The sequence below is a fragment of the Hymenobacter humi genome (genome assembly GCF_042665855.1).
GTDB classification, from domain to species: domain Bacteria; phylum Bacteroidota; class Bacteroidia; order Cytophagales; family Hymenobacteraceae; genus Hymenobacter; species Hymenobacter humi.
The window spans coordinates 3,157,500-3,177,707 of the sequence record NZ_JBHTEK010000001.1 but is presented as its reverse complement, the minus strand read 5'-3'; the positions used below and the strand labels follow the sequence as shown (position 1 = coordinate 3,177,707).

Sequence of the window (20,208 nt, the reverse complement as noted above, 5' to 3'; positions counted from 1 at the left end):
TGCCCCATCCCAGCGCAGGCCTGCGCAGCAGCAGCTTGACCTTTCCTCTATCCCTACACTAGCCGTCATATGAGTGAGACAATTGGCATTCGTCCCGATGTGGGCGTACTGTCAGTACTACGGTACCTAAACTACAAGCCCTGGTATGCGCTGGCCGAGTACGTTGACAACTCCATTGATAGCTACCTCAAGAACAAAGAGGCCCTACTCGCGGCTGAAGGGCCACGCTACAAGCTAAAGATTGACATCACGATAGATGCCAAAAACAATCTAATCCGTGTAGTCGATAATGCTGCTGGAATTAGTGCTGAAGACTTAGGTCGGGCGCTACGAATGGCGGAGGCACCACCCGACAAGACCAAGCTCTCGGAGTTTGGCATGGGAATGAAGGCCGCCAGCTGCTGGTTTGCGCCAGTGTGGGTTGTCATGACCAAAGCTCTTGGTGAGCCCGTGGCCCGCTCTGTTAAGTTCGACGTGGCGAGCATCGTCAAGAACCGCACCCAGGAGCTACAAGTCAAGGTGTTGGAAAAGCCAGTTGAGACGCATTACACGGTCGTTAACCTGGTTGAGGTCTTTCAGAGTCAGAACAAGACCACCATCGCGAAGATTAAAGCTCACTTGGCGAGCATCTACCGCGAGTATATCCGCTCTGGTGAGGTTCTCATCCAGCTAAATGGTGAGATGCTCGAGCACGAGCATCCTGTCATTCTATCAGCGCCCCTTCATAGCAATGATAAAGGCGCGCCTATCCTGTGGCGCCATGAGGTTGAGTTTCCGGTCGGGGAGGGCCGCTCCGTGCGGGGCTTCGCCGCCATTCGTGAGACTGGCTCAACCTCTAAGGCAGGCTTTGCGCTCTTCCGCCGTGGCCGTGTCATTGAGGGAAGCACCGAGGAAGGCTACCGACCAGAGCAGATATTCGGCCGTGGCAACAGCTTCCGCTCACAGCGCCTTTTCGGCGAGCTGCACCTGGACGGCTTTGGCGTCAGCCACACCAAAGACGGTTTCCAGTGGGATGGCTATGAGGACCAGTTCCTGACGCTTTTACACAAGGCACTATCCGACCCTAAGATGCCGATATTGGCTCAGGCTGAGAAGTACCGGAAAAATGAGACTAAGCCGCCGGTCGACCCGCCAGTGGGTCCACCGGTTAACCCACCAGTCAACCCGCCGGTGAGTCCGCCCATTAAGCCGCCGGTGGGGCCGCCAGTCGCCCCGCCAGTTAAGCCGCCGGTGGGGCCGCCGCTCGGCCTGTTTCCAGAGAGTGCGCACAAGGTGATAAAGCATAAGTTTTACGACTTCTCCTGGCAGGTTCATGTGGAGTTAAGTCCAAGCCACACCCAGACTGAGTGGCTAGAAGTTGGCGACTACCTTTTGCCCAAGAGCGCAAAGGCGGCCCCTGGTGAGCGCCTACTCGGCGTGCGCGTTGCGCTTGCTCATCCCTTCTGCCAAAAGGTGCAGACGAATGCATCGGGTCAGTCGACATTAGTCAGCTTAGCTGTTGCCCTAGCTATTGCTCAAGTACTGGCTATAGCTGGAGGCGCAACAAACACCAGCATTATGCTTGATTACCTAAGCGAGGCGCTCGCTTTGCCAAATATTTAGATTGCCCTTTCCCTCACCACGCTTTACTGCGCTTCTATGTCTTCAACCACTACTTCTACCACATGGACTGTCAAGCTTGGCCAGCAGGTCGACCGCTTAAAAGACCACCTTCGCCTTCCCGGACCAGCCGCTGATAAGCTTATGGAGGAAACGAAGGAGATAATGGGCCTCTGCGGCTCCCCTTATGAGGAGGTCAGCGCGGAGACGGGACTCGCGCTGGGCTTTGTGCAAAGCGGCAAGACGATGTCTTTTACTTCGCTCATTGCCATGGCGCGCGATAATGACTACCAGGTTATAATCGTAGTAGCGGGCGTGTCCAACGTGCTAGTTGCTCAATCGGTGGAACGCTTGACCAAAGACCTGCAGCTTAACGGAGCTAACTCCCGCGAGTGGCGCATCGTTAAGAACCCAACGGTCTCCAACGGCTTGGAAGACATTCGCGCCACGCTTCAAGAGTACAAAACCAGCCTGCTTCCTCGCTCGCTACAGCGAACGACTATCATCGCCGTGATGAAGAACAAGAAGCGGCTCGAGAGCCTTATTCAGGTGGTTGAGAAGCTTCAGCAGGAGTTCAAGGGAGTACCTACGCTTATAGTGGACGATGAGGCCGACCAGGCGGGCATGAACACGCAGGCCAAGCCCAACAGAAAGCGCGTCGCCAATGGCCTTGACAAAAAGCTAAGTGCTGTGCATGCCCAACTGCTGAGCCTCAAGGCTGCTCTGCCTCACCACACTTTCGTTCAGTATACGGCCACACCCCAGGCGCCCCTTTTCATTGAGCGCCAGGATGAGCTTTCCCCCGACTTTATCAAGCTGCTAACTCCTGGCGCGGGCTATACCGGGGGCGAGAGGTTCTTTTCGCCCTCCTCCGACCCTAAGCTAGTAAAGGTTATTCCCACTGCCCAAATACATAGCGACGACCATCCACTCAATGGACCTCCCGCGATGCTTGCTGAAGCCATGCGCGTGTTTTTCCTTGGAGTGGCGGAGCGCTACGCGGTTAACACCAGCGAGAACAATCGCTCCATGATGGTTCATCCATCGCAGCTTACCAACATTCACCAGCTTTATTATAGCTGGGTGGTAGGCTTAAAGGATACCTGGACGAAGCTGTTGGCCAAGCCTGAGGCCAATCACGATAGGCAGGCGCTAATAGCCAGCTTCCATGAAACCTATGGGCAGCTCTACGTCATCAATCCCGGCATTGCGTCATTTGAGGAGCATATAAAGATGCTGCAGTATGCCATTTCCTCCACCCAGGTAAGGCTGCTGAATGCTGCGCCAGGCTCAGCACCTCAGATAGACTGGAATAGCCACTACTCCTTCATTCTGGTAGGGGGCAGGCCATGGACCGCGGCTTTACGGTAGAGGGGCTTACTGTTACCTATATGCCCCGTGGCTTAGGTACCGGAACCGCAGATACGCTGCAGCAGCGGGCCCGATTCTTCGGGTATAAAGAGAAGTACCTGCATCTATGTCGCCTCTACCTTACGAGTGACGTAAAGGAGGCATTCACAGACTACGTAACCCATGAGACCGACCTGCGCCTACGTCTCCAGCCCTACGATGCCGGCCGCATGCTCAACGACTTTGAGCGGTGCGTAGCGCTGCCATCTTCCCTTGCCCAGCTAACTAGGCCTGCGGTTATGAGCGACGACATTGAGCGCTATAGCTTCGGCGGACGCTGGATTCAGACTAGGGCAGTACTGGGCAGTGCCGCTGAGCTTGACGCTAATAAGGCTGCCATTAAGCAGTTTGTAAATGACCAAGAGCCCAAGTGGCAAACGGATAAGGGGAGCCCCAGCCGTACCGACGAGCAGAAGCATTTGGTTGCAGAGGTACCCTTGATGGAGCTTGTGACGCTGCTGCGTAGCTATAGCTACCTATCTACCGACGACAGTAGCACCTTTGCGATGCTTGCAAATAGCTTAGAGGCCTATAGCAAGGCTAACCCCAGCGCCGAAGGAGTTACCTACCGTATGTCGGGTGGTAAAGGGCGTCTGCGTGCTGCTGTAAATGGAAAAGTAAGGCAGCTATTTCAGGGCCGCAACCCCAAGAAGGGTGCGGGTGAGCTTATCTACCCTGGAGATAGCGAGATTAGAGAGCCAGAGCATTTCTCGCTCCAGATTCACTATCTAAAGGTGAAGAATGAAGCCGACCCGCAAGTGGCCTCCTTCGCGCTTGCCGTGTGGGTACCCGCTGATGCCGGCGTAGAGATGGTAAAGCTGGCAGGGGACTAGATTCCCTCTCTCTTTATCTATACTCGACCGCTACTACATGCCCAGCCAACAGTCTCACCTAGCCTCAGACCAGCTAGTGCAACAGCAGCCCTACACCCGGGCTCAGTTGCGCCAGCTTTTGGGATTACCGAAGCCACCCTCGACGCTGGTGTCTTTCGCCCCAGCGGCTATAACTCGGTCTGGCTCTTCGTAACTGCACACGCTGGAAGTGGGTCTACCACCCAGAGTCAGCTTACTGATGATAGCACTCTGGTTTGGTGCGGTCAGCCTACTGGCCGCACCGACCAACTGATCATCACGCACGAGCCTGCGAGGGCTAGAACTGCTGGTATTCTACCGCGAGAGCCATTCGCAGTATCCTGACGCAGCGTTTTGCTATCTTGGCCGCTTCGAGTACCAGTCCCATAGCGGCCAGCGCCCTGCCTCATTCATACTTGCGCGCAGCGGCAGCGTGCCCAGCTTAGCTCAGGTGCAAGCCGATCAGGATGCTCATTCCGCATTCAACCCGGCTTCCATTCGGGATGGGCGTGAGTGGGTATTGGCAAGTATCGTGCGCAGACGCGGTCAGTCGGCTTTTCGCAAGGGTTTACTCGAGGCCTACTCCAGCGCCTGTGCTGTAACTGGCTGTAAGGTCGAGCCGCTGCTGGAAGCCGCTCATATTATTCCATACCTGGGGCCCTCCACCAACTATATGCAGAATGGCTTACTGCTTCGGGCCGACATTCATACCCTTTTCGACTTGCAGTTGCTGGCCATCAACCCCGACAGCTTAGTAGTAGAGCTATCTCCCGACCTAGCAGCCTCCGAGTATGCAGCCCTTAGTGATAAAGCTATTGTCATGCCTGCTGTCGAGTCACACCGTCCAAGTCGGGATGCTTTGCGTGCCCATCGCATTCGCTGCGCCTTCTAGCGGCTAAAGGCTTGCATTCTTTGCTTTACCCACCTAGCGCGACTTCCCAGGATGTCTGCACCAGCGCCTAGCCAAATAAATACAGTCAAAGGCCATCGCTGCATTCAGCTACCCCAACAGAGTTCATTTATTTAAGCCTAGTCACTAACGCAATACCAATGGCAACCTGGTCGGAAGATGAGATAGAGGCAGCCGTCGATGCCTACCATAGCTTATTCGAAAGTCAAGTATCGGGAGCACAAGTAGTCAAGAAGCGTGTCTATGACGCGATGGCGCTTCGCTACGGCCGCTCAGCTAAGGCTTACGAGTTCCGATTTCAGAATATCTCGCACGTGCTCGACACCATGGGGCTACCATGGGTAAGTGGCTTAGTTCCTGCCGCCAATGTGGGGCCTAGCGCCACGACTGCTATTAAAGCAGTAATTGAGCGCAAAGGATACTTTGGAGGCAGCCTAGGCCAAGCGACATCTGACCAGGTCTTACTCTCAAGAAGAGCGGCTGCTTTAATGAGTATTGGGCCTCAGAGTGTGCCGGCCGGGGTGCTTAAGCCCACGCGAGTAGCAGGGGAGGCCATGCAGTTCTTGCGAAGCCCTCAGGTTGTCGCTTGGGTGCTAGAAGCTGCAGCCGGCGACTGTGAGTGGTGCAGCTTGCCTGCTCCCTTCATCATAGCAGGCGGCATGCCCTACCTAGAGGTTCACCATGTTCGATGGCTGTCCCAGGGAGGGAGCGACACCGTAACGAACGCCGTCGCCCTCTGTCCTAACTGTCATAGACGATTCCATCATGGCGTTAATGCTGACTCGCTGGCGAAGCACATTATAGCTCAGGTTCCAAGGCTGCGAGCAGAATAGTAAACGCACCTCGGCTTGCTAGCATATGTTAAAAATAGCTAAGCGTGGGGTTGGCCCTATATAGATTCTTTGGAACATACCAACAGCGCCTACCAGTAAAACAGACAGCTCCATCCTACATCTAAGGTGTGCATTTGATGGCTATGCCTACGAGAAGCTTGTGCTAACAGAAGAAGAAGAGCCTGCCTTAACGTTGAATGTACGGCTGAGGCGATTAATCAATTCTTATTCATTGCAGTAATTCTACCCTTGCACCAGGAAGTGAGCCGCTTCTTTAGATCTGTATCAAGAACGACTCCATTTGTGAAGCGATAAATTCTAACCCGGTCCAAGATGAGGCCGGCGTCGGTACTGTATTCTTCAAACTCGCTAGAATCCGAAATGATATACGGCATGGTGAATCCCCGGACTGGATCGACGTGAAACTGAATAAGCTTTTTCCATGCTTCAACAGCAAGCTCCTTGGTTTTGTACTTCCAGTTTCGCCCTGCTGCGCATTGAACTAGCACGATGAGCTGGCCGGGGCGGGCATCGCCGAAGGGGCGCCATGCCATAAGGTCAAGGTTGCGGTCCTTACGGTGGCTGGGAAACTCCCGAATAAATCGCTCCCCAGTTTTGGTAGCTAGGTCAGCTACCTTAACCGGGGTCGGAAACCCACAGATGACGCAGTCACCACCAATGTAGTGCTTAACGGCTATAGCGGAAACTTCCTCGAAGAGTTGACCTGCAACGGTCGTCTGCGTACCGTTGCCGGTTAGCGAGAAGATGAGACAGGCCAGATAGTGTGGTTTATCTGTCCACGAGAACCGACTTTTTAGTACCCTACCAGCAACCTTTATAGGCGCATTGGGGCCATAAAGGCGCTCGCGGTAGCGTAGTTCCAGCCAGACGCTTTCTACAAGTACGTCTGCGCCATCGTCATCCAGGCTCAGGGTTAAAGCTAGTTGGCTAGAAAGCGCGGTTTTTGAAAGGGTATCTTGTGAGTGCGCGACGTACCACTCGGCCCAATCAGCAATATGCTCAGGCTTTGCATCAATTATAGCAAACATCGCAGGACTACTTAAGAAGCTTTTTAATGTCCTTCACAGCCTGCTCGCAGTCATTTACCAGCTTAACAACTGTTTCTGACTTGTTGCCGCTAATCAGCTTCAGTGAGTAGCCCAATGCTCGCTTAGCCTGTGTCAGCTTCTTAGCAAGTAGCAACTCCTCCCCGCTGCTCATGTCGTAGGCCTCTTGCAAGTCACCTGTTAGCAGTAGGTGCTCAGTCGCTGCCTCGCTCGTCAGCACAGGGCTGAGGTAGTTTGTAATGTCCCGCGACTCTTTGAGCACGGGTAGCTTGTTCTCATCACCGAAGAGCCACCCCATTAAGTTGCGGAGATTCTCCTGCTTCTCGACGGGCACAGGCTGGTCGAAGTCGGTATCCTCAAGCTTCTTGGGTAAGCCGAGGTAGGTTTTGATACTGCCCTGACCGATGGCCAAGGTAAGGAGTGAGAAGCTGTCTTTGGCCTCGGTGGCGTCCATGCCTAGCTCGTCCTGAGCTTCTTCTACAATCTTGTAGCTCTGGTAAATCTTACGGATATTATTGGTTCGGTCGCCGACTATCCCCTGAATCTGTTCAATGGTGTAGCCCTGCTTGACCATGCTGTCAACGTAGTCGGCCTTCTCGTAGGCCTCCCACTTGACGATACCAGTGATGTGCCGAACGCCCAGGTAAGGCAGTACCTCCCGGCGGGTGGGGTAGATGATGGCGGGCAAAATACTGATGTCGAACTCGACCTTCTCGCTTAATTCCGGCCACTTGACGCGTAGCGTCGAACGCAGCTTAGAAGAAAGTAGTATCTTAATCGTAGACAGGCGCCGGTTGCCTTCGGCCACATAAAATTGAGTCTTGGTATCGCTAATGAAGTCGACGTACTCCTTATTGTCGATAAGTTCCTCGTACTTCTTGGTCTCAAATTTTTTGGGAAGGGCGATGGGAATGGCCACAAGGGGCTCCTCGTCGAAGTAGCCATTGCCCGAGATGGAATAGGCAAGCTCGTCCAAGTCGAAGTCCCTTCTAAGAGCCGATATGAGTTGGTCTTGCCCCTTGTTGCGAGCATCCTTCGGCAGCCGCGGATTGAGAGGGTCAAGCAGTAGGTTTTCAGTGAATACATTAAGTTGGTGCCGTTTCTGGCCCCTTCCGGCTGGTTTTTCTACCATTTCGGTTGTGTAGTATTAGTTTACAGGGGTGACTGTATTACGCCTAGATAATAAAGCGGGAAGCTACCAGTGCCATATTAACTTTAGTATATTTGGCCAAAGTAAGGTCTATATCTAGCGAGAAACCTACTCTAATATTAAAAAGCACTATAATTACTCAAAAGGCTTTATAAGCGGAAGCGTAGCTCGTTAATTTTAGCACTTACTATTTATAGTAATTCACGGAGCACTGATATTGAGGAATACTTTTTGGGTTGACCTGGTATTTACATTTCAATTCGCCTACCGCTTGTTCTTTAGAGGGGTGGTTTTGCATCCTAATGAGCGTTATTTATATCTCCAGGCATACTTAGCCTTGTTGAATATTAAAGGCTGCTCTTTTGGTACTCTCCATGTCCGACATTCGTGGTGAGCAAGCCATTGCCACCATCCTCAAGCACGACAACAAAACCACAAGCTACAAAATAGCCCTGCTACGGGCCATCAACGACGTGGTGCTCATGTATCCCGACGTGGCCCGCCAAGGTCAGCCTGTAGCCGTGCCATTGAGCCGCTTGGCCGAGTTGTGGGTAGCCTACTACTGGCCCTTTGCTGACGCCCAGCTTCCCATCTACCAGGGTGCCCGCGCCATCCGCGACGAAGCCACCCGCAACGACATAGCTTTCCGCCCAGCCCTGACCAACCTGCGCGCCGAGTGGCAGCACCTGGTGCAACTCAGGCCGCAGCCTGCCGATGGCTTCTTTCTGCTCACGGAGATGCGCACGCCCCGCCGGCGGGCTACTTACCCACCCGCGCTGCAGCATGCCTACCGGCAGACCGTCGCTGCTACTGCCAAAGCCATTCAAATGCCCATCAAGTACGCCGGCCCGGGCCACTGGTCGGTGTTTGATATCCCTGCCCGCTATGACCAACTGCCCCCTCGGTCCTGCCATTGCCCGGTACTCAGCCCCAGGACGCATGCGTCCTGGTGCCGGCCAGCTTGTGGGAGGCATTCCACCGGCTTTCACTTTACGTCGAAGCCCTTTGCCTTCACGAATGGTGCTTGTTCACCGAAGGCGTCACCCAAGCCAACGACCGCCAGGCTGCTCGTGGCGACATTTACACCCTGCTCACCGCGCGCCCCGATAACCGCCGCCCGCTTTCGTGGGAGCGCAACCAGGTCGACATTTTGCTGCACGAAAACCACCATTTCACCTGCCCCTGGACGCAAAAGCGCCTCACCCAGCCGCAGCACTATGACCTCGACCACCTACTGCCTCTAGCTGTGTACCCCATCAACGAGCTCTGGAACCTGCTGCCCGTAGACCGCGAATTTAACCAGCACACCAAACGCGACAAAGTGCCCGATGCCAAGCGCCTCACCGCCGCCGAACCCTTGCTGGCAGCCGCCTACACTAACTACCACCATTCGCCAACTCTGCAGAAAGCCGTGCGCGAGGATGCCGCCCTTCGCTTCGTCGGCCTAGGTACCGACCATACATTCGCCGCCACCTTGGCCAACTGCGCAGTGCGTTTCATCGACGATGTAGCCGCCGCCCGTTACGTCCAGCGCTTCTAACCCATGCAGTACTACAAGCTCATCCGCGACCGCATACCCACCATCACCGCAGAGTCCGGCCGCAATGCCGCACCACAGTGCTTGCCAAGCTGGTCGAGGAAGCGCAGGAATTGATGGCCGCACTCCCCGAAGAACTACTCACCGAATTAACCGACATGCTGGAAGTGTTCGATAGAATACTTGCTGCCGGTGAAATTTCGTGGCTTCAAGTCCGCCAACTTTAGGAGCAGCGTCGCTTAGCCCGCGGTGGTTTCGAATGCCGACTAATTCTTAATTGGGTAGGGGAGTAGCAGGCAGTAAGAAGGTTTTACCCTCGATATCCGCGATTCTATGAAAGGTGGGATGTTTTACCTATGTTTTACCTATAATGAAAAAGCCCCTGTAAGTACGTGACTCACAGGGGCTTTATGCAAACGGTAGCGGTCTGGACGGGACTCGAACCCGCGACCTCCGCCGTGACAGGGCGGCATTCTAACCAACTGAACTACCAAACCGTTTGCCTCAGTAGAAAAACCGTGTGTTTTTCCGTTTTGGTGTTGCAAAGGTAGGGGATAAAAACAACGGCCTGCAAGCACAGGGCCAAAGTTTTTTTAAAATTGGGCGCTCCTGAACGGTTGTGGCTTGTTTTTCAGGCTCATTAATTTTTGCGCAGCGCCGCAACGGCGGATGTTTTACCTTTGCCACCCGCCCGCCGGATGGCATTCGTGGGGTGTGGACGTGGGCAGTGGCCCCGTTTGCTCCAAAATGCCCCTGCCGGCCGCTCACAGTTCCTTCCATTCGATACATCCCGACCTCCATGCTCCTCGATTTTGAACAACCCATAGCCGCCCTCGAAGGCAAGCTCCTCGAAATGCAAAAGCTGGCCGAGGAAAGCGACGTCGACGTGAGCGAAGCCGTGGTGGCGCTGCAAGCCAAAATCAAGGCTCTTAAAAAAGAAACATACGCAAACCTGACCCGCTGGCAGCGCGTGCAGCTCTCACGCCACCCCGACCGGCCGTATACCCTCGACTACATCGAAGGCATGGCCGACAAATTTGTGGAGCTGCACGGCGACCGCACCGTGGGCGACGACAAGGCCATGGTGGGCGGCTTTGGGGAAATAGACGGCCGCACCGTGATGTTTATTGGCCAGCAAAAGGGCCACAACACCAAGCAGCGCCAGTTCCGCAACTTCGGCATGCCCAACCCCGAAGGCTACCGCAAGGCCCTGCGTCTGATGAAGCTGGCCGAGAAGTTCAACGTGCCCGTGGTGACGCTAATCGACACGCCCGGGGCTTTTCCGGGCCTGGAAGCGGAGGAGCGGGGGCAGGGCGAGGCCATTGCCCGCAACCTCAAGGAGATGTTCATGCTCAAGGTGCCGGTGGTGTGCGTCATCATCGGCGAAGGCGCTTCGGGCGGGGCCTTGGGCATCGCCATTGGCGACCGGGTGCTGATGCTGGAAAACACGTGGTACTCGGTGATTTCGCCCGAGTCGTGCAGCAGCATTCTGTGGCGTTCCTGGGATTACAAGGAGCAGGCGGCCGAGGCGCTAAAGCTCACCGCCATCGACATGCACAAAGCCGGCCTGGTGGATGGCATCGTGAAAGAGCCGCTCGGTGGTGCCCACACGGCGCCTGAGCAGATGATTGAAACGCTGAAAAGCACCTTGCTCAAAACGCTGAAGGAATTGTCTGCCATTTCGGTGGAGGACCGGATTAGCCAACGCATCGACAAGTTTTCGGCGATGGGCGTGGTGGTGGAATAAAGGTTTAGCTGTTAGCTTGTAGCTGCTAGCTCTTGCAGAAAAAGCTAACAGCTACAAGCTAACAGTTACAATAAATGAAGATTCATACCATCGACACCGGCTTATTCAAACTTGACGGCGGCGCCATGTTCGGCGTGGTGCCTAAGAGCATGTGGCAGAAGCTCAACCCGCCCGATGCCAATAACATGTGTACCTGGGCTATGCGCTGCCTGCTCATCGAAGACGGCGGCCGGCTGCTGTTGGTCGACAATGGCATTGGGGAGAAGCAGGACGACAAATTCCGCGGCCACTTCTACCTGCACGGCGACGACACGCTGGAGAAATCGCTGCGCAAACTGGGCTTCACCAGCTCCGACGTTACCGATGTTTTCCTGACGCACCTGCACTTTGACCATTGCGGCGGCTCGGTGCTGCGCCGGCCCGATGGGGTGCTCGAACTGGCCTTCCCCCATGCCACCTACTGGAGCAACGAAGCGCATTGGGATTGGGCTGTGGCGCCCAACCCGCGCGAGAAGGCGAGCTTTCTGAAGGAAAATATTCTACCCCTTCAGGAAAGTGGCCACTTGAAGTTTGTGGACGCGCAGGGAAGCGTGCCCCACGCGCTGCCGCAGTTCCGCGAAATCATCATGGCCGACGGGCACACCGAAAAAATGATGGTGCCCCTGATGGACTACAAAGGCCGCACGCTGGCGTTTATGGCCGATTTGCTGCCCAGCGCCGGCCACGTGCCGCTGCCCTACGTGATGAGCTACGATGTGCGCCCGCTCATCACCATGACCGAAAAGGAAGCCGTGCTGCGCCGCGCCGCCGCCGAAAACTGGGTGCTGTTGCTTGAGCACGACCCCACCCACGAAGCCTGCACCGTGGAAATGACCGACAAAGGCGTGCGAGTGGCCGAAACCCTGCGCCTGGCGGATTTATAAGCCTGCACTTAGTTGTTGGGGAGTGGTTTTGCGTATGGCGCTGGCAAGCCGGCGGGGAGGCCAGGCGTCTACTACTTTTCAACTACGAACCACACCATGGCCCACCTGGGGTTGGCATTATCGGGAGGCGGAGCGCGCGGCATTGCGCATCTGGGGGTGCTGGCGGCGCTCGACGAGCCTGCGGCTGCCGGTGGGGCCGCTGGCGGGCGTGAGCTCGGGTGCCATCGCGAGCGTCTTCTACGCGGCCGGCTTTGCGCCCCGCGAGATTCTGCGGCTGCTGCTTTCCACCAACCTGTTTCGGCTCACGCGGCCGGCGTTCAGCCGGTTTGGGCTGCTGCACCTCGATGCCGTATCGGTCCTGATTGCCCGGCATTTGGGGGCCACGGTCAATTTTGAAGACTTGAGCCGGCCGCTCACGCTGGTAGCTACCGACCTGATGGCGGGCGAGTCGGTGTACTTCAATACCGGGCTGCTGCTGCCGCCGTTGCTGGCCTCATCGGCGGTGCCCATTGTGTACCGGCCGGTGGAGTACCAGGGCCGGCAGTTGGTGGATGGCGGCCTGCTCAACAACCTGCCCATTGAGCCGCTGCTGGGGCAGGAGGGAGTGCGCGTGGTGGGCGTCAACTGCAATCCTATCAACTCCGAAGCCCATATTCCCAGCTTCCGCGGCTTGATAGAGCGCACCCTGCACCTGGCCATCAACGCCAATACGGCCTCGCGCAAAACGCAGTGCCACCTGCTGCTGGAGCCCGCCGAGCTGCGCCATTTCCGGCCCCTGGACTACAAGCGGGCCAACGAGCTTTTCGACATCGGCTACCGTTACACGTTGAGCCAGGCCGATGCCCTGCAGGCCCTGCTTTAAAGCGGGGCGCGCAAGCTTGGCATTATCCGCGCATCTTTGCATCCGGTCCAGCTCGCCGCTGGAAGCTGCGTCCGCTCATCTAATCCATTAATAAAACCTCAATGCCCGCCCGTAAAAGCTCTACTTTCTGGTACTACATGGCCAAATTCGTGTTCTGGGTTTCCAGCTGGAAATTGGGCCAGATTGCCAACCCGGAAATCAAGAAAAGCATGATGATTGCGGCCCCGCACACCAGCAACTGGGACCTGATTCTGGCGCGGGCCGCCTTCTACCTCATGGACGTGGACGTGCGCTTCACCGTGAAAAAGGAGTGGACCGAGCACTGGCTGCTCGGGGGCATGGTGCGGGCCGTGGGCGCCCTGCCCGTGGACCGCAGCAAAAACAACAGCCTCGTGGATGGCATGATAAAGCTCTTCGATGAGCACGACGAGCCTGGTGATTCTCATCACCCCGGAGGGTACCCGCAGCTACCAGCCGCGCTGGCGCAAGGGATATTATTTTGCGGCCCTGGGCGCACACGTGCCCATCCGCCTGGGGTATCTGGACTACGCCAAGAAAGAAGCCGGCATCGGCGAAGCCGTGTACCCCACGGGCGACTACGAAGCCGACGAAGCCAAAATCAAGGCGTTTTACCGGACCAAGACCGGCCGCTTCCCCGAAAAAGGCGTACGCTAATCCCAGGCCCGGAAGGGTGCCGCTCCTTATCTTCAAACCATGGAAAAGGTCTACACGCTGCTCTGGATACTGTTTGGCGTCGGGGTATTCATCTTCCGAATGGTGATGAAGATGCGGGAAACCAGCGCGCGGGAAAGCCAGGAACGGCCCCCGCGCCCCCGCAGCGTGGCACCGGAGCTGCCGGCGACTTCTTTTCAGGATATGCTGAAGCAGATGCAGGCCCGCAATGCCGAGCCGGCCAGCACGCCTCAGCCAACTCCCGCCGTGCCTCAGCCCTTGCCCTTCCGCACGCCCGGCGGCCGCCTGCTGCCGCGCGAAATAGCTCGCCCCACTCTTTCGCAGGAGCGCACTAAGGTCCGCCAGTCCTCGCTGGAGGCGCCGGCCACGGCCCGGTCCGGCATGCTTACGCCCCTGGTACGTCGTTCTTCAGAATTGCCCCGCGCGTCGATGGAGGTCCTAGGGCAGATTAAGCCCGTGGTAGCCGCCAGCCCTTCTGCGGCGCTCAACGAAACGGTGCGAACCATGCTCCGCCAGCCCGAAAGCGTGCGGGCCGCCTTTGTGCTGAGCGAAATATTCCAGCGGAAGTACTAGCGGCGGAGCAGCGGCGATGATGCGTGGCATTCAGCGCAGAGTGAGTAGCTACGCTAGCCCAATTACTAGTCTTGCGTGAGGGCGTAAGCGACGAGGTTGGCGCCCATGCGCAGGGCGGCCTCGTGGGTGGCGGGGGTGTCTTCGGGGTAGGTACCCACGTCTTCCCAGCCGTTGCCGAGGTCGCACTCGTAGCTGTAGAAGCACACCAGGCGGCCTTTGTAAATCAGGCCGAAGCCCTGGGCGCGCTTGCCGTCGTGCTCGTGCACCTTGGGCAAGCCGCGGGGGAAGGCGAATTTCTGATGGTAAATGGGGTGGGAGAAGGGCAGCTCCACAAACTCAAGCTCGGGAAACACCTTCTTCATTTCGGGCCGGATGAACTTGTCGAGGCCGTAGTTGTCGTCGATGTGCAGGAAGCCGCCGCCGGTGAGGTAGCGGCGCAGGTTCTTGGCCTCGGCGGCCGTGAAGGTCACGTTGCCGTGGCCGGTCATGTGTACAAAGGGATAGGTGAGGAGCTCCGGCGAGTCGAGCTCCACGGTGGCTTCGTCGGGCGCGATGTTCGTTTTCAGGGCCTGGTTGCAGAACTTAATCAGGTTGGGCAACGAGGTTTTGTTGGCGTACCAGTCGCCGCCCCCGCCGTAGTGCAGCTTGGCAATTCTGAAGCTGTAGTTGGGGCCGGCGGCGGTGAGCGACACCAGCAGCGCCGCAAAAAGCAAGAGGTTTCTGAGCATCATAGCAACGCGGAATATTGAGCTAGCCGCTGGCAAAGTAAGAGTTCAGCCCCCGAAGTTGGTTCCCGGGCGGGCCGTGCGCGGCCGCTGGCCGAACCAGGCCGCGCCGCCAACCGCCGGTTTTCACCAGTATTAGCCCGGGCTAGGTGTTTAGAGGGGCCAGCTTTTGCTTGAGCAGGGAAAAGTCGATGGGTTTCACCAAAAATCGCTGGCCCCCAGCTGCATGGCCTTGTGGTAGCTTTCCTCGTCGCCGCCTACCGTGATTATCATCACGGTAGGCGGCGGGTTAGGGTGCTCGAGCTTTATGTTGCGCAGGAGCTCGAGGCCGCTCATGCCGGGCATGTTGATGTCCGAGAGTATGAGCACCACTTCCGAGTAGTGCTTTTCCTCTACCAGGTACCGGAGGGCTTCTTCTCCCGAAAAGGCAAATGCGAACGAAAACAACCCCTCGCGGATTTCGCGGCGGAAGCGCTGCTCAAACAGCAGCCGGACATCGGCCTCGTCGTCGACAACCAGAATCTTCATCATACTGAAAAGTTAAGTGCCTGGAGTTTCTCCGCGTGCACGGGCAGGCTGACGGTAAACTCGGTGTATTCGCCTGGCCGGGTATCAAACGAGATGGCACCCTTGTGGCCTTTGGTGACGATGTCGTAGCTCAACGAGAGGCCCAGGCCCGTGCCCTCGCCCGTGGGCTTGGTGGTGAAAAAGGGCTGGAAGATTTTCTGCCGCACAGCTTCGGGAATGCCCATGCCGTTGTCTTTCACCCGGATGGTGACCTGGCCGGATGCTTCGCGGCGGGTGGCCACGCACACCTCGGGCCGGTAGTTGGGCTGGCCCAGCTTCTGGCGCTGCTGCACGGCGTAAAAGGCGTTGTTGAACAAGTTGAGCAGCACCCGCCCAATTTCCTGGGCCACCACTTCGACGGGTTCCAGGGTGGGGTCGAAATCGGTGGTGAGCGTGGCGTTGAAGCTTTTGTCTTTGGCCCGCAAGCCGTGGTAAGACAGACGCAGGTATTCGTCGGCGAGCTGGTTGAGGTCGGTGGGCGCGCGCTCGCCGGGGCTGGTGCGCGAGTGCTGGAGCATGTTTTTCACGATGCTGTCGGCGCGCTGGCCGTGGTAGGCAATCTTGCTCAAGTCCTGCGTCAGCTCGTTGACGAGGCTCTCGGCGTCTTCTTTGTCCTGGTTTGTCAGCGTTTGCAGGGGGCCGTCCCTGAGCTCGGCCAATAATTCCACGGCCACGTCGGCGAAGTTGTTGACGAAGTTGAGCGGGTTCTGAATCTCGTGGGCGATGCCGGCCGTGAGCTCGCCCAGGCTGGCCATTTTCTCGCGCTCTACCAGTTGGTTCTGGGCTTCCTGCAGGTTGTTGAGGGTTTGCTGCAGGGAGTAGGTGCGCTGCTGCACCTGCCGCTCGAGGGTTTCGTTTTGTTGGGCCAGCAGCAGCTGCTTTTCCTTTTGCTGGTCCAGGGTTTGGGCCGAAAGCCGCCGCACCTGGTTCAGCTTCACGGCCAGCAGGCGGCTATCGAGGGCAAAGCGGCGGGTGAGGAACAGCGAAATGGCCAGCACCGGGCTCAGGAAAGCCGGAAACGTGAGCAGCGTGTGCACCGGGATGGACAGCACCTCGCGCATGAGCACCTGCGGCTGGTAGGTGGCCAGATAGGCAAACACCACCAGCAGCGTAAGGGCGATGCCGTAGCCGGTGGCAATGATGCCGGCCGCCCGCTTGGTGCGGCGCAGGGCCCCGAGCGTGAGGTGCAGTTGTTCGCCCGTGACCAGCACCATAAACAGTACCGTAGGGTACCAGCTCAGGTTTTGGCTGAATATCAGCAACAGCAAACTGATGACATTAAGCGCCCACAGGCCGTAATAAACCCGGCCCACCGGCACGCTGAACAAGCTGTACAGGGCCCGCACGGCCATCAGACTGCCGGTTTGCAGGCACACGTAAGACAGGATGTCCACGAGGATGCGCAAGTCGAGCCGATGCACTTCGTCGAGGAAGCCGGTGCAGCAAAAGCTCAGGGCGCCCAGCAGCGTGTACAGGGCAAAGTAGATGTTGGCCGATTGAGCCGAATTGTAGAAGTAGAAGCCCGCGTGCAGCAAGCTCAGGAGCAAAAAAGCGCCGAACAGCAGCATGTCCGAGGTTTTGTAGGTGGCCTCGTGCTGGAGGCCTTGCACGAGCCTGCGCCAAGCCGTCGAGCCGGGCCTCAAAAAAGACCGGGACCAGAAACCGGTTGAAGGCCGTGAATGGCGGCCAGTGCGCGATGCGCACCGCCAGCACCTGCTCAGGCAGGTTAGAGGGCGGCAGGCTCGATGGGCTCGCCATCGGGCCAATATGGCAGCACCTGGGCGGGGTCGGAGCTCACGGTGCCGTAGCGGCGCACCAACTGGCCGTTGAGGTAGATTTCGGAGGCTGCGTACTGAAAAATGCCCAGCGCCAATGCCCGCTGCCGCAGCTGCGGCCCGAGGCGGAAGCGCAGCCTGAGCCAGCCGCTGCCCGCCCGCTGCACTTGTGGGAGCTGTAAGGGACTCAGCCGCGGGTTGATGGGTTGCCACTGCCCGTCGTCGAATTCGGGGCGGGCCCAGGCGGGATTGTCGCCTGGCTGAAACCGCCAGCCCTGGTCCAGGACCAGGCCCGTGGCTGGCATCTGCTCCAGCTGCACCGCGGGCGCCGGGGCCGCCTGCGCCACGGCAAGCGGCAGGGCGCAGGCCAACAGCCAAACAAACAAGGCTTTTATGGGCGAAAGCAAATGCATGAGGTTTCTAGGCCGGGAGCAGAAGTGCTGGGTTCTGGCCGCGCAGCTGGGGAATGAATTGGGAGCTCAAGTAGCTGAAGATTTGGCAAATGACAAGGCCCCTGCAAACGGTTGGGCTTAACTGGAAATCTATTTGGGCAAAGCAAGGCAATAACAGGAACATTAAATATACTATTAACATAGGGAGAATAAATTTAACATTTTTGCTTATACTTACCTGACGGCGTAGTGCCTTTATCACGCGGAAGCTTCGAATGTTTGCCATGGAAACGACAGCGGCTGGGCTAGGGGCAAAGCTGATAGACCCGGTGGTCAGGCTCTGGCAGCGCCTCATCAACATCGGGGTACAGCCGTCCTTGACCGACTGGCAACGGAAACGGGTGCACCTGCTCAACGGCATCAGCGCCGTGACCATCGCCATTTACGCCGGCTACGTGCTGGTCTTTTTCAACTCGCCCGATTACATGACGTTCCGAATCTGCTTGTTCGGGGTGTTTCTCAACCTGCCACCTTTCTTTTTCAACTACTACCATCGGTACGACGCCGCGGCCTACTACTGCGCCCTGAGCGTGACGGTGCTGTGCTCCTTCATCGCCATTGCCCGCAAGTACGACGGCGTAGAGTACTACCTGATTTCAAACAGCATCGTGCCCATGCTGTTTTTCCGCAACTTCTGGAAAATATTCGTTCTGTTTTGCGTGAACGTGGCCGCCTTTTTTGCCGTGCGCCACGGCATGACGGTGATTGAGCCATTCCTGTACGTGCCCAACAGCCAGTACTTCTACAAGGCCAACGTGCTGCTGTGCTTTCTCACCCTGTTTGTGGTGGTGTACTACTTCCGGCTGGAAAATTTCCGGCAGGAGCAGATGCTGACGGAGAAAAACGAAACGCTGGAAAGGTCCCTGGAAAACCTGCAGAATACCCAGACCCGGCTCGTGCAGCAGGAGAAGCTGGCCAGCCTCGGGGCCCTCACGGCCGGCATCGCCCACGAGATTCAGAATCCGCTCAACTTCGTCGACAATTTCTCGGAAGTTGGGCTGGAGCTGGTGCAGGAGCTGCGCGACGAGCCTGGCCCACGAGTCGCTGTCGGAGCGAGGCCGGGAGGCCGTAGGCCTGCTCATCGCCGATTTAACCCAGACCCAGCAGAAAGTGAACGAGCACGCCGACCGGGCCGGCAGCATCGTGAAAAACATGCTGCAGCACTCGCGCACCAGCAACGGCCAGCGCCAGCCCACCGACCTCAACCACCTGGCCGACGAATACCTGCGCTTGGCCTACCACGGCTTGCGGGCCAAGCACGCCGACTTTACCGCCGCCCTTTCCACCGACTTTAACACGCGCCTCGGCCTGGTGCCCGTGGTGGTGGAAGACCTGGGCCGGGTGCTGCTCAACCTGTTCAATAACGCATTTTACGCCGTGCACCAAAAGGCCGCGCAGCTCCCGCCGGGCACCTACGCGCCCGCTGTGTCGGTGAGTACGCAGCGCGTAGCCAAGGGCGTCATCATCCGGGTGCGCGACAACGGAACCGGCATTCCGCCCGAGGTGCTGGACAAAATCTTTCATCCGTTTTTCACCACCAAGCCGCCCGGCGAAGGCACCGGCCTGGGCCTCTCGTTGAGCTACGACATCGTCACGCAGGGGCACGGCGGCATGCTGAGCGTAAAGTCCGGCCTGGGCGAATACACGGAATTTGCCGTGTGGCTGCCCCTTTCGCCCGAAGCCAGCCCAACGGGGCAAAACGGGAAAGCCAACGGCCGCCGCAGCGCGCCCCATTAGCGGCCGTTGGGCTGGCCGCGGCTTAGCCTTCCCGGCTGAGGTGCACTGTGAATACGGCGGCCAGCGCGGCCGTTTCGGTGCGGAGGCGCGAGGCCCCCAGCGTAACCGGCCGAACGCCCCGGCTCAGGGCCGCACTGATTTCGGCGGGGTGAAGTCGCCCTCCGGGCCGATGAGCACGCAGCAGCCCGCCCCCGCGGCCGCTACCTGGCGCAGGGCCGTGCGCTCGCCTTCTTCCAGGTGCGCGATAAACGTGGTGGCCGGCGCCACTTCCTGGATAAAAGTTGTGAAATCGGTCATTTCGTCCAGCTGCGGCAGCCAGGCCTGGCCCGACTGCTTCAGGGCGCTGATGGCAATTTTCTCCAGCCGCTCCAGCTTTAGCTCGCGGCGCTCGGAGCGGGCGCAGCGCAGGAAGGTGATGCGCTCCACGCCGATTTCGACGGCTTTCTCCACGAACCACTCCATGCGGTCGAGATTTTTGGTGGGCGCCACGGCCACATGGGTGAAGTAGGAGCGGGGCGGGCTGGTTTCGTGGTGCGTGATGCGCAGCTGGCAGCGCTTGGGGTTGGCGTCGGCCACGGCGGCGGCGTAGCGGCCCCCGCGCCCGTCGAGCAGCTCCACGGCATCGCCCACGCCCAGCCGCAACACGCGCACGGCGTGCTTGCTTTCGTCTTCGGGCAGGGTGTGGGTGGGGCCGCTGAGGTCGGGCGCGTAAAACGTGTGCATGGGGCAAAGTACGGCATTGGCGCCGCAAGGCGCCCGGTTTCACGACTCGCATTAATAAGCTCAATCATAACAAC

At 57.9% G+C, this 20,208-nt stretch carries 20 protein-coding genes, 1 tRNA gene and 3 pseudogenes; 16 read left to right on the top strand and 8 right to left on the bottom strand.

The window, feature by feature from the left end; genetic code table 11:
• The first annotated feature begins 69 nt into the window (after positions 1–69).
• The 5 genes and pseudogenes from ACFQT0_RS17810 (at position 70) to ACFQT0_RS17790 (ending at position 5,603) form a co-directional block, all read left to right on the top strand.
• Positions 70–1,602, top strand: a complete 1,533-nt coding sequence (locus tag ACFQT0_RS17810; RefSeq protein WP_380204517.1) for an ATP-binding protein — start codon at positions 70–72, stop codon at positions 1,600–1,602.
• A gap of 36 nt (positions 1,603–1,638) precedes the next feature.
• A pseudogene (locus tag ACFQT0_RS17805) lies at positions 1,639–3,110 on the top strand (Z1 domain-containing protein); the annotation flags it as partial.
• A 138-nt stretch (positions 3,111–3,248) separates the two neighbouring features.
• Positions 3,249–3,842, top strand: coding sequence for a hypothetical protein (locus ACFQT0_RS17800; RefSeq protein WP_380206176.1), 594 nt, complete (start codon positions 3,249–3,251; stop codon positions 3,840–3,842).
• A gap of 469 nt (positions 3,843–4,311) precedes the next feature.
• On the top strand, positions 4,312–4,752 hold the full coding sequence (locus tag ACFQT0_RS17795) for an HNH endonuclease (protein ID WP_380204516.1): 441 nt from the start codon (positions 4,312–4,314) through the stop codon (positions 4,750–4,752).
• 158 nt (positions 4,753–4,910) lie between these two features.
• A complete protein-coding gene (locus tag ACFQT0_RS17790) occupies positions 4,911–5,603 on the top strand; it encodes an HNH endonuclease (protein WP_380204515.1) in 693 nt (230 codons plus the stop codon).
• Between the two features lie 218 nt (positions 5,604–5,821).
• Here ACFQT0_RS17790 and ACFQT0_RS17785 read toward each other — a convergent pair whose 3' ends face one another.
• Both ACFQT0_RS17785 and ACFQT0_RS17780 read right to left on the bottom strand, forming a co-directional pair.
• Entirely contained in the window at positions 5,822–6,652 is an 831-nt protein-coding gene (locus ACFQT0_RS17785) for a hypothetical protein (RefSeq protein ID WP_380204514.1), read from the bottom strand.
• A 7-nt stretch (positions 6,653–6,659) separates the two neighbouring features.
• Positions 6,660–7,802 (bottom strand): hypothetical protein, encoded by a 1,143-nt coding sequence (locus tag ACFQT0_RS17780; RefSeq protein ID WP_380204513.1) that lies wholly within the window; start codon positions 7,800–7,802, stop codon positions 6,660–6,662.
• A gap of 392 nt (positions 7,803–8,194) precedes the next feature.
• Here ACFQT0_RS17780 and ACFQT0_RS17775 point away from each other — a divergent pair, with 392 nt between their 5' ends.
• The 3 genes from ACFQT0_RS17775 to ACFQT0_RS17765 all read left to right on the top strand — a co-directional run bounded on the left by ACFQT0_RS17775 (position 8,195) and on the right by ACFQT0_RS17765 (position 9,584).
• Entirely contained in the window at positions 8,195–9,064 is an 870-nt protein-coding gene (locus tag ACFQT0_RS17775) for a hypothetical protein (RefSeq protein ID WP_380204512.1), read from the top strand.
• Positions 9,065–9,066: 2 nt separating this feature from the next.
• Positions 9,067–9,360 carry a hypothetical protein gene (locus tag ACFQT0_RS17770; protein ID WP_380204511.1) on the top strand — a complete coding sequence of 98 codons (294 nt, stop codon included), beginning with the start codon at positions 9,067–9,069 and terminating at the stop codon, positions 9,358–9,360.
• Positions 9,361–9,437: 77 nt separating this feature from the next.
• Complete coding sequence (locus ACFQT0_RS17765; RefSeq protein WP_380204510.1) at positions 9,438–9,584, top strand: hypothetical protein; 147 nt, start codon at positions 9,438–9,440, stop codon at positions 9,582–9,584.
• A 196-nt stretch (positions 9,585–9,780) separates the two neighbouring features.
• On the opposite strand, the gene ACFQT0_RS17760 is transcribed toward ACFQT0_RS17765, so the two are convergent.
• Positions 9,781–9,854 (bottom strand) — tRNA-Asp (locus ACFQT0_RS17760).
• Positions 9,855–10,156: 302 nt separating this feature from the next.
• Here ACFQT0_RS17760 and ACFQT0_RS17755 point away from each other — a divergent pair.
• From ACFQT0_RS17755 to ACFQT0_RS17730, 6 genes and pseudogenes are all read left to right on the top strand, one after another.
• Positions 10,157–11,104, top strand: coding sequence for an acetyl-CoA carboxylase carboxyltransferase subunit alpha (locus ACFQT0_RS17755; RefSeq protein WP_380204508.1), 948 nt, complete (start codon positions 10,157–10,159; stop codon positions 11,102–11,104).
• Positions 11,105–11,178: 74 nt separating this feature from the next.
• Positions 11,179–12,027, top strand: a complete 849-nt coding sequence (locus tag ACFQT0_RS17750) for an MBL fold metallo-hydrolase (protein WP_380204507.1) — start codon at positions 11,179–11,181, stop codon at positions 12,025–12,027.
• Positions 12,028–12,169: 142 nt separating this feature from the next.
• Complete coding sequence (locus ACFQT0_RS17745) at positions 12,170–12,889, top strand: patatin-like phospholipase family protein (protein ID WP_380204506.1); 720 nt, start codon at positions 12,170–12,172, stop codon at positions 12,887–12,889.
• 101 nt (positions 12,890–12,990) lie between these two features.
• Positions 12,991–13,215 (top strand): annotated as a pseudogene (locus ACFQT0_RS17740) (1-acyl-sn-glycerol-3-phosphate acyltransferase); the annotation flags it as partial.
• Between the two features lie 91 nt (positions 13,216–13,306).
• Complete coding sequence (locus tag ACFQT0_RS17735; protein WP_380206175.1) at positions 13,307–13,564, top strand: hypothetical protein; 258 nt, start codon at positions 13,307–13,309, stop codon at positions 13,562–13,564.
• Positions 13,565–13,603: 39 nt separating this feature from the next.
• Entirely contained in the window at positions 13,604–14,155 is a 552-nt protein-coding gene (locus tag ACFQT0_RS17730; RefSeq protein ID WP_380206174.1) for a hypothetical protein, read from the top strand.
• Between the two features lie 65 nt (positions 14,156–14,220).
• Here ACFQT0_RS17730 and ACFQT0_RS17725 read toward each other — a convergent pair whose 3' ends face one another.
• The 4 genes from ACFQT0_RS17725 to ACFQT0_RS17710 all read right to left on the bottom strand — a co-directional run bounded on the left by ACFQT0_RS17725 (position 14,221) and on the right by ACFQT0_RS17710 (position 17,629).
• Positions 14,221–14,883, bottom strand: coding sequence for a DUF4159 domain-containing protein (locus ACFQT0_RS17725; RefSeq protein WP_380206068.1), 663 nt, complete (start codon positions 14,881–14,883; stop codon positions 14,221–14,223).
• A 195-nt stretch (positions 14,884–15,078) separates the two neighbouring features.
• Complete coding sequence (locus ACFQT0_RS17720; protein WP_380204505.1) at positions 15,079–15,411, bottom strand: response regulator; 333 nt, start codon at positions 15,409–15,411, stop codon at positions 15,079–15,081.
• Positions 15,408–17,057, bottom strand: coding sequence for a sensor histidine kinase (locus ACFQT0_RS17715; RefSeq protein WP_380204504.1), 1,650 nt, complete (start codon positions 17,055–17,057; stop codon positions 15,408–15,410). Before ACFQT0_RS17715 ends, ACFQT0_RS17720 begins: the two co-directional genes overlap by 4 nt.
• 116 nt (positions 17,058–17,173) lie before the next feature.
• Positions 17,174–17,629, bottom strand: a complete 456-nt coding sequence (locus ACFQT0_RS17710; protein WP_380204503.1) for a hypothetical protein — start codon at positions 17,627–17,629, stop codon at positions 17,174–17,176.
• Positions 17,630–17,898: 269 nt separating this feature from the next.
• Here ACFQT0_RS17710 and ACFQT0_RS17705 point away from each other — a divergent pair, with 269 nt between their 5' ends.
• Together ACFQT0_RS17705 and ACFQT0_RS17700 are read left to right on the top strand one after the other, a co-directional pair.
• Positions 17,899–18,969, top strand: coding sequence for a hypothetical protein (locus ACFQT0_RS17705; RefSeq protein WP_380204502.1), 1,071 nt, complete (start codon positions 17,899–17,901; stop codon positions 18,967–18,969).
• Positions 18,905–19,411, top strand: coding sequence for a sensor histidine kinase (locus ACFQT0_RS17700; RefSeq protein WP_380204501.1), 507 nt, complete (start codon positions 18,905–18,907; stop codon positions 19,409–19,411). The genes ACFQT0_RS17705 and ACFQT0_RS17700 overlap by 65 nt, the downstream gene beginning before the upstream one ends.
• A gap of 22 nt (positions 19,412–19,433) precedes the next feature.
• Here the strand turns inward: ACFQT0_RS17700 and ACFQT0_RS17695 are convergent.
• Positions 19,434–20,134: pseudogene (locus ACFQT0_RS17695) on the bottom strand (16S rRNA (uracil(1498)-N(3))-methyltransferase).
• Positions 20,135–20,208: the final 74 nt, after the last annotated feature.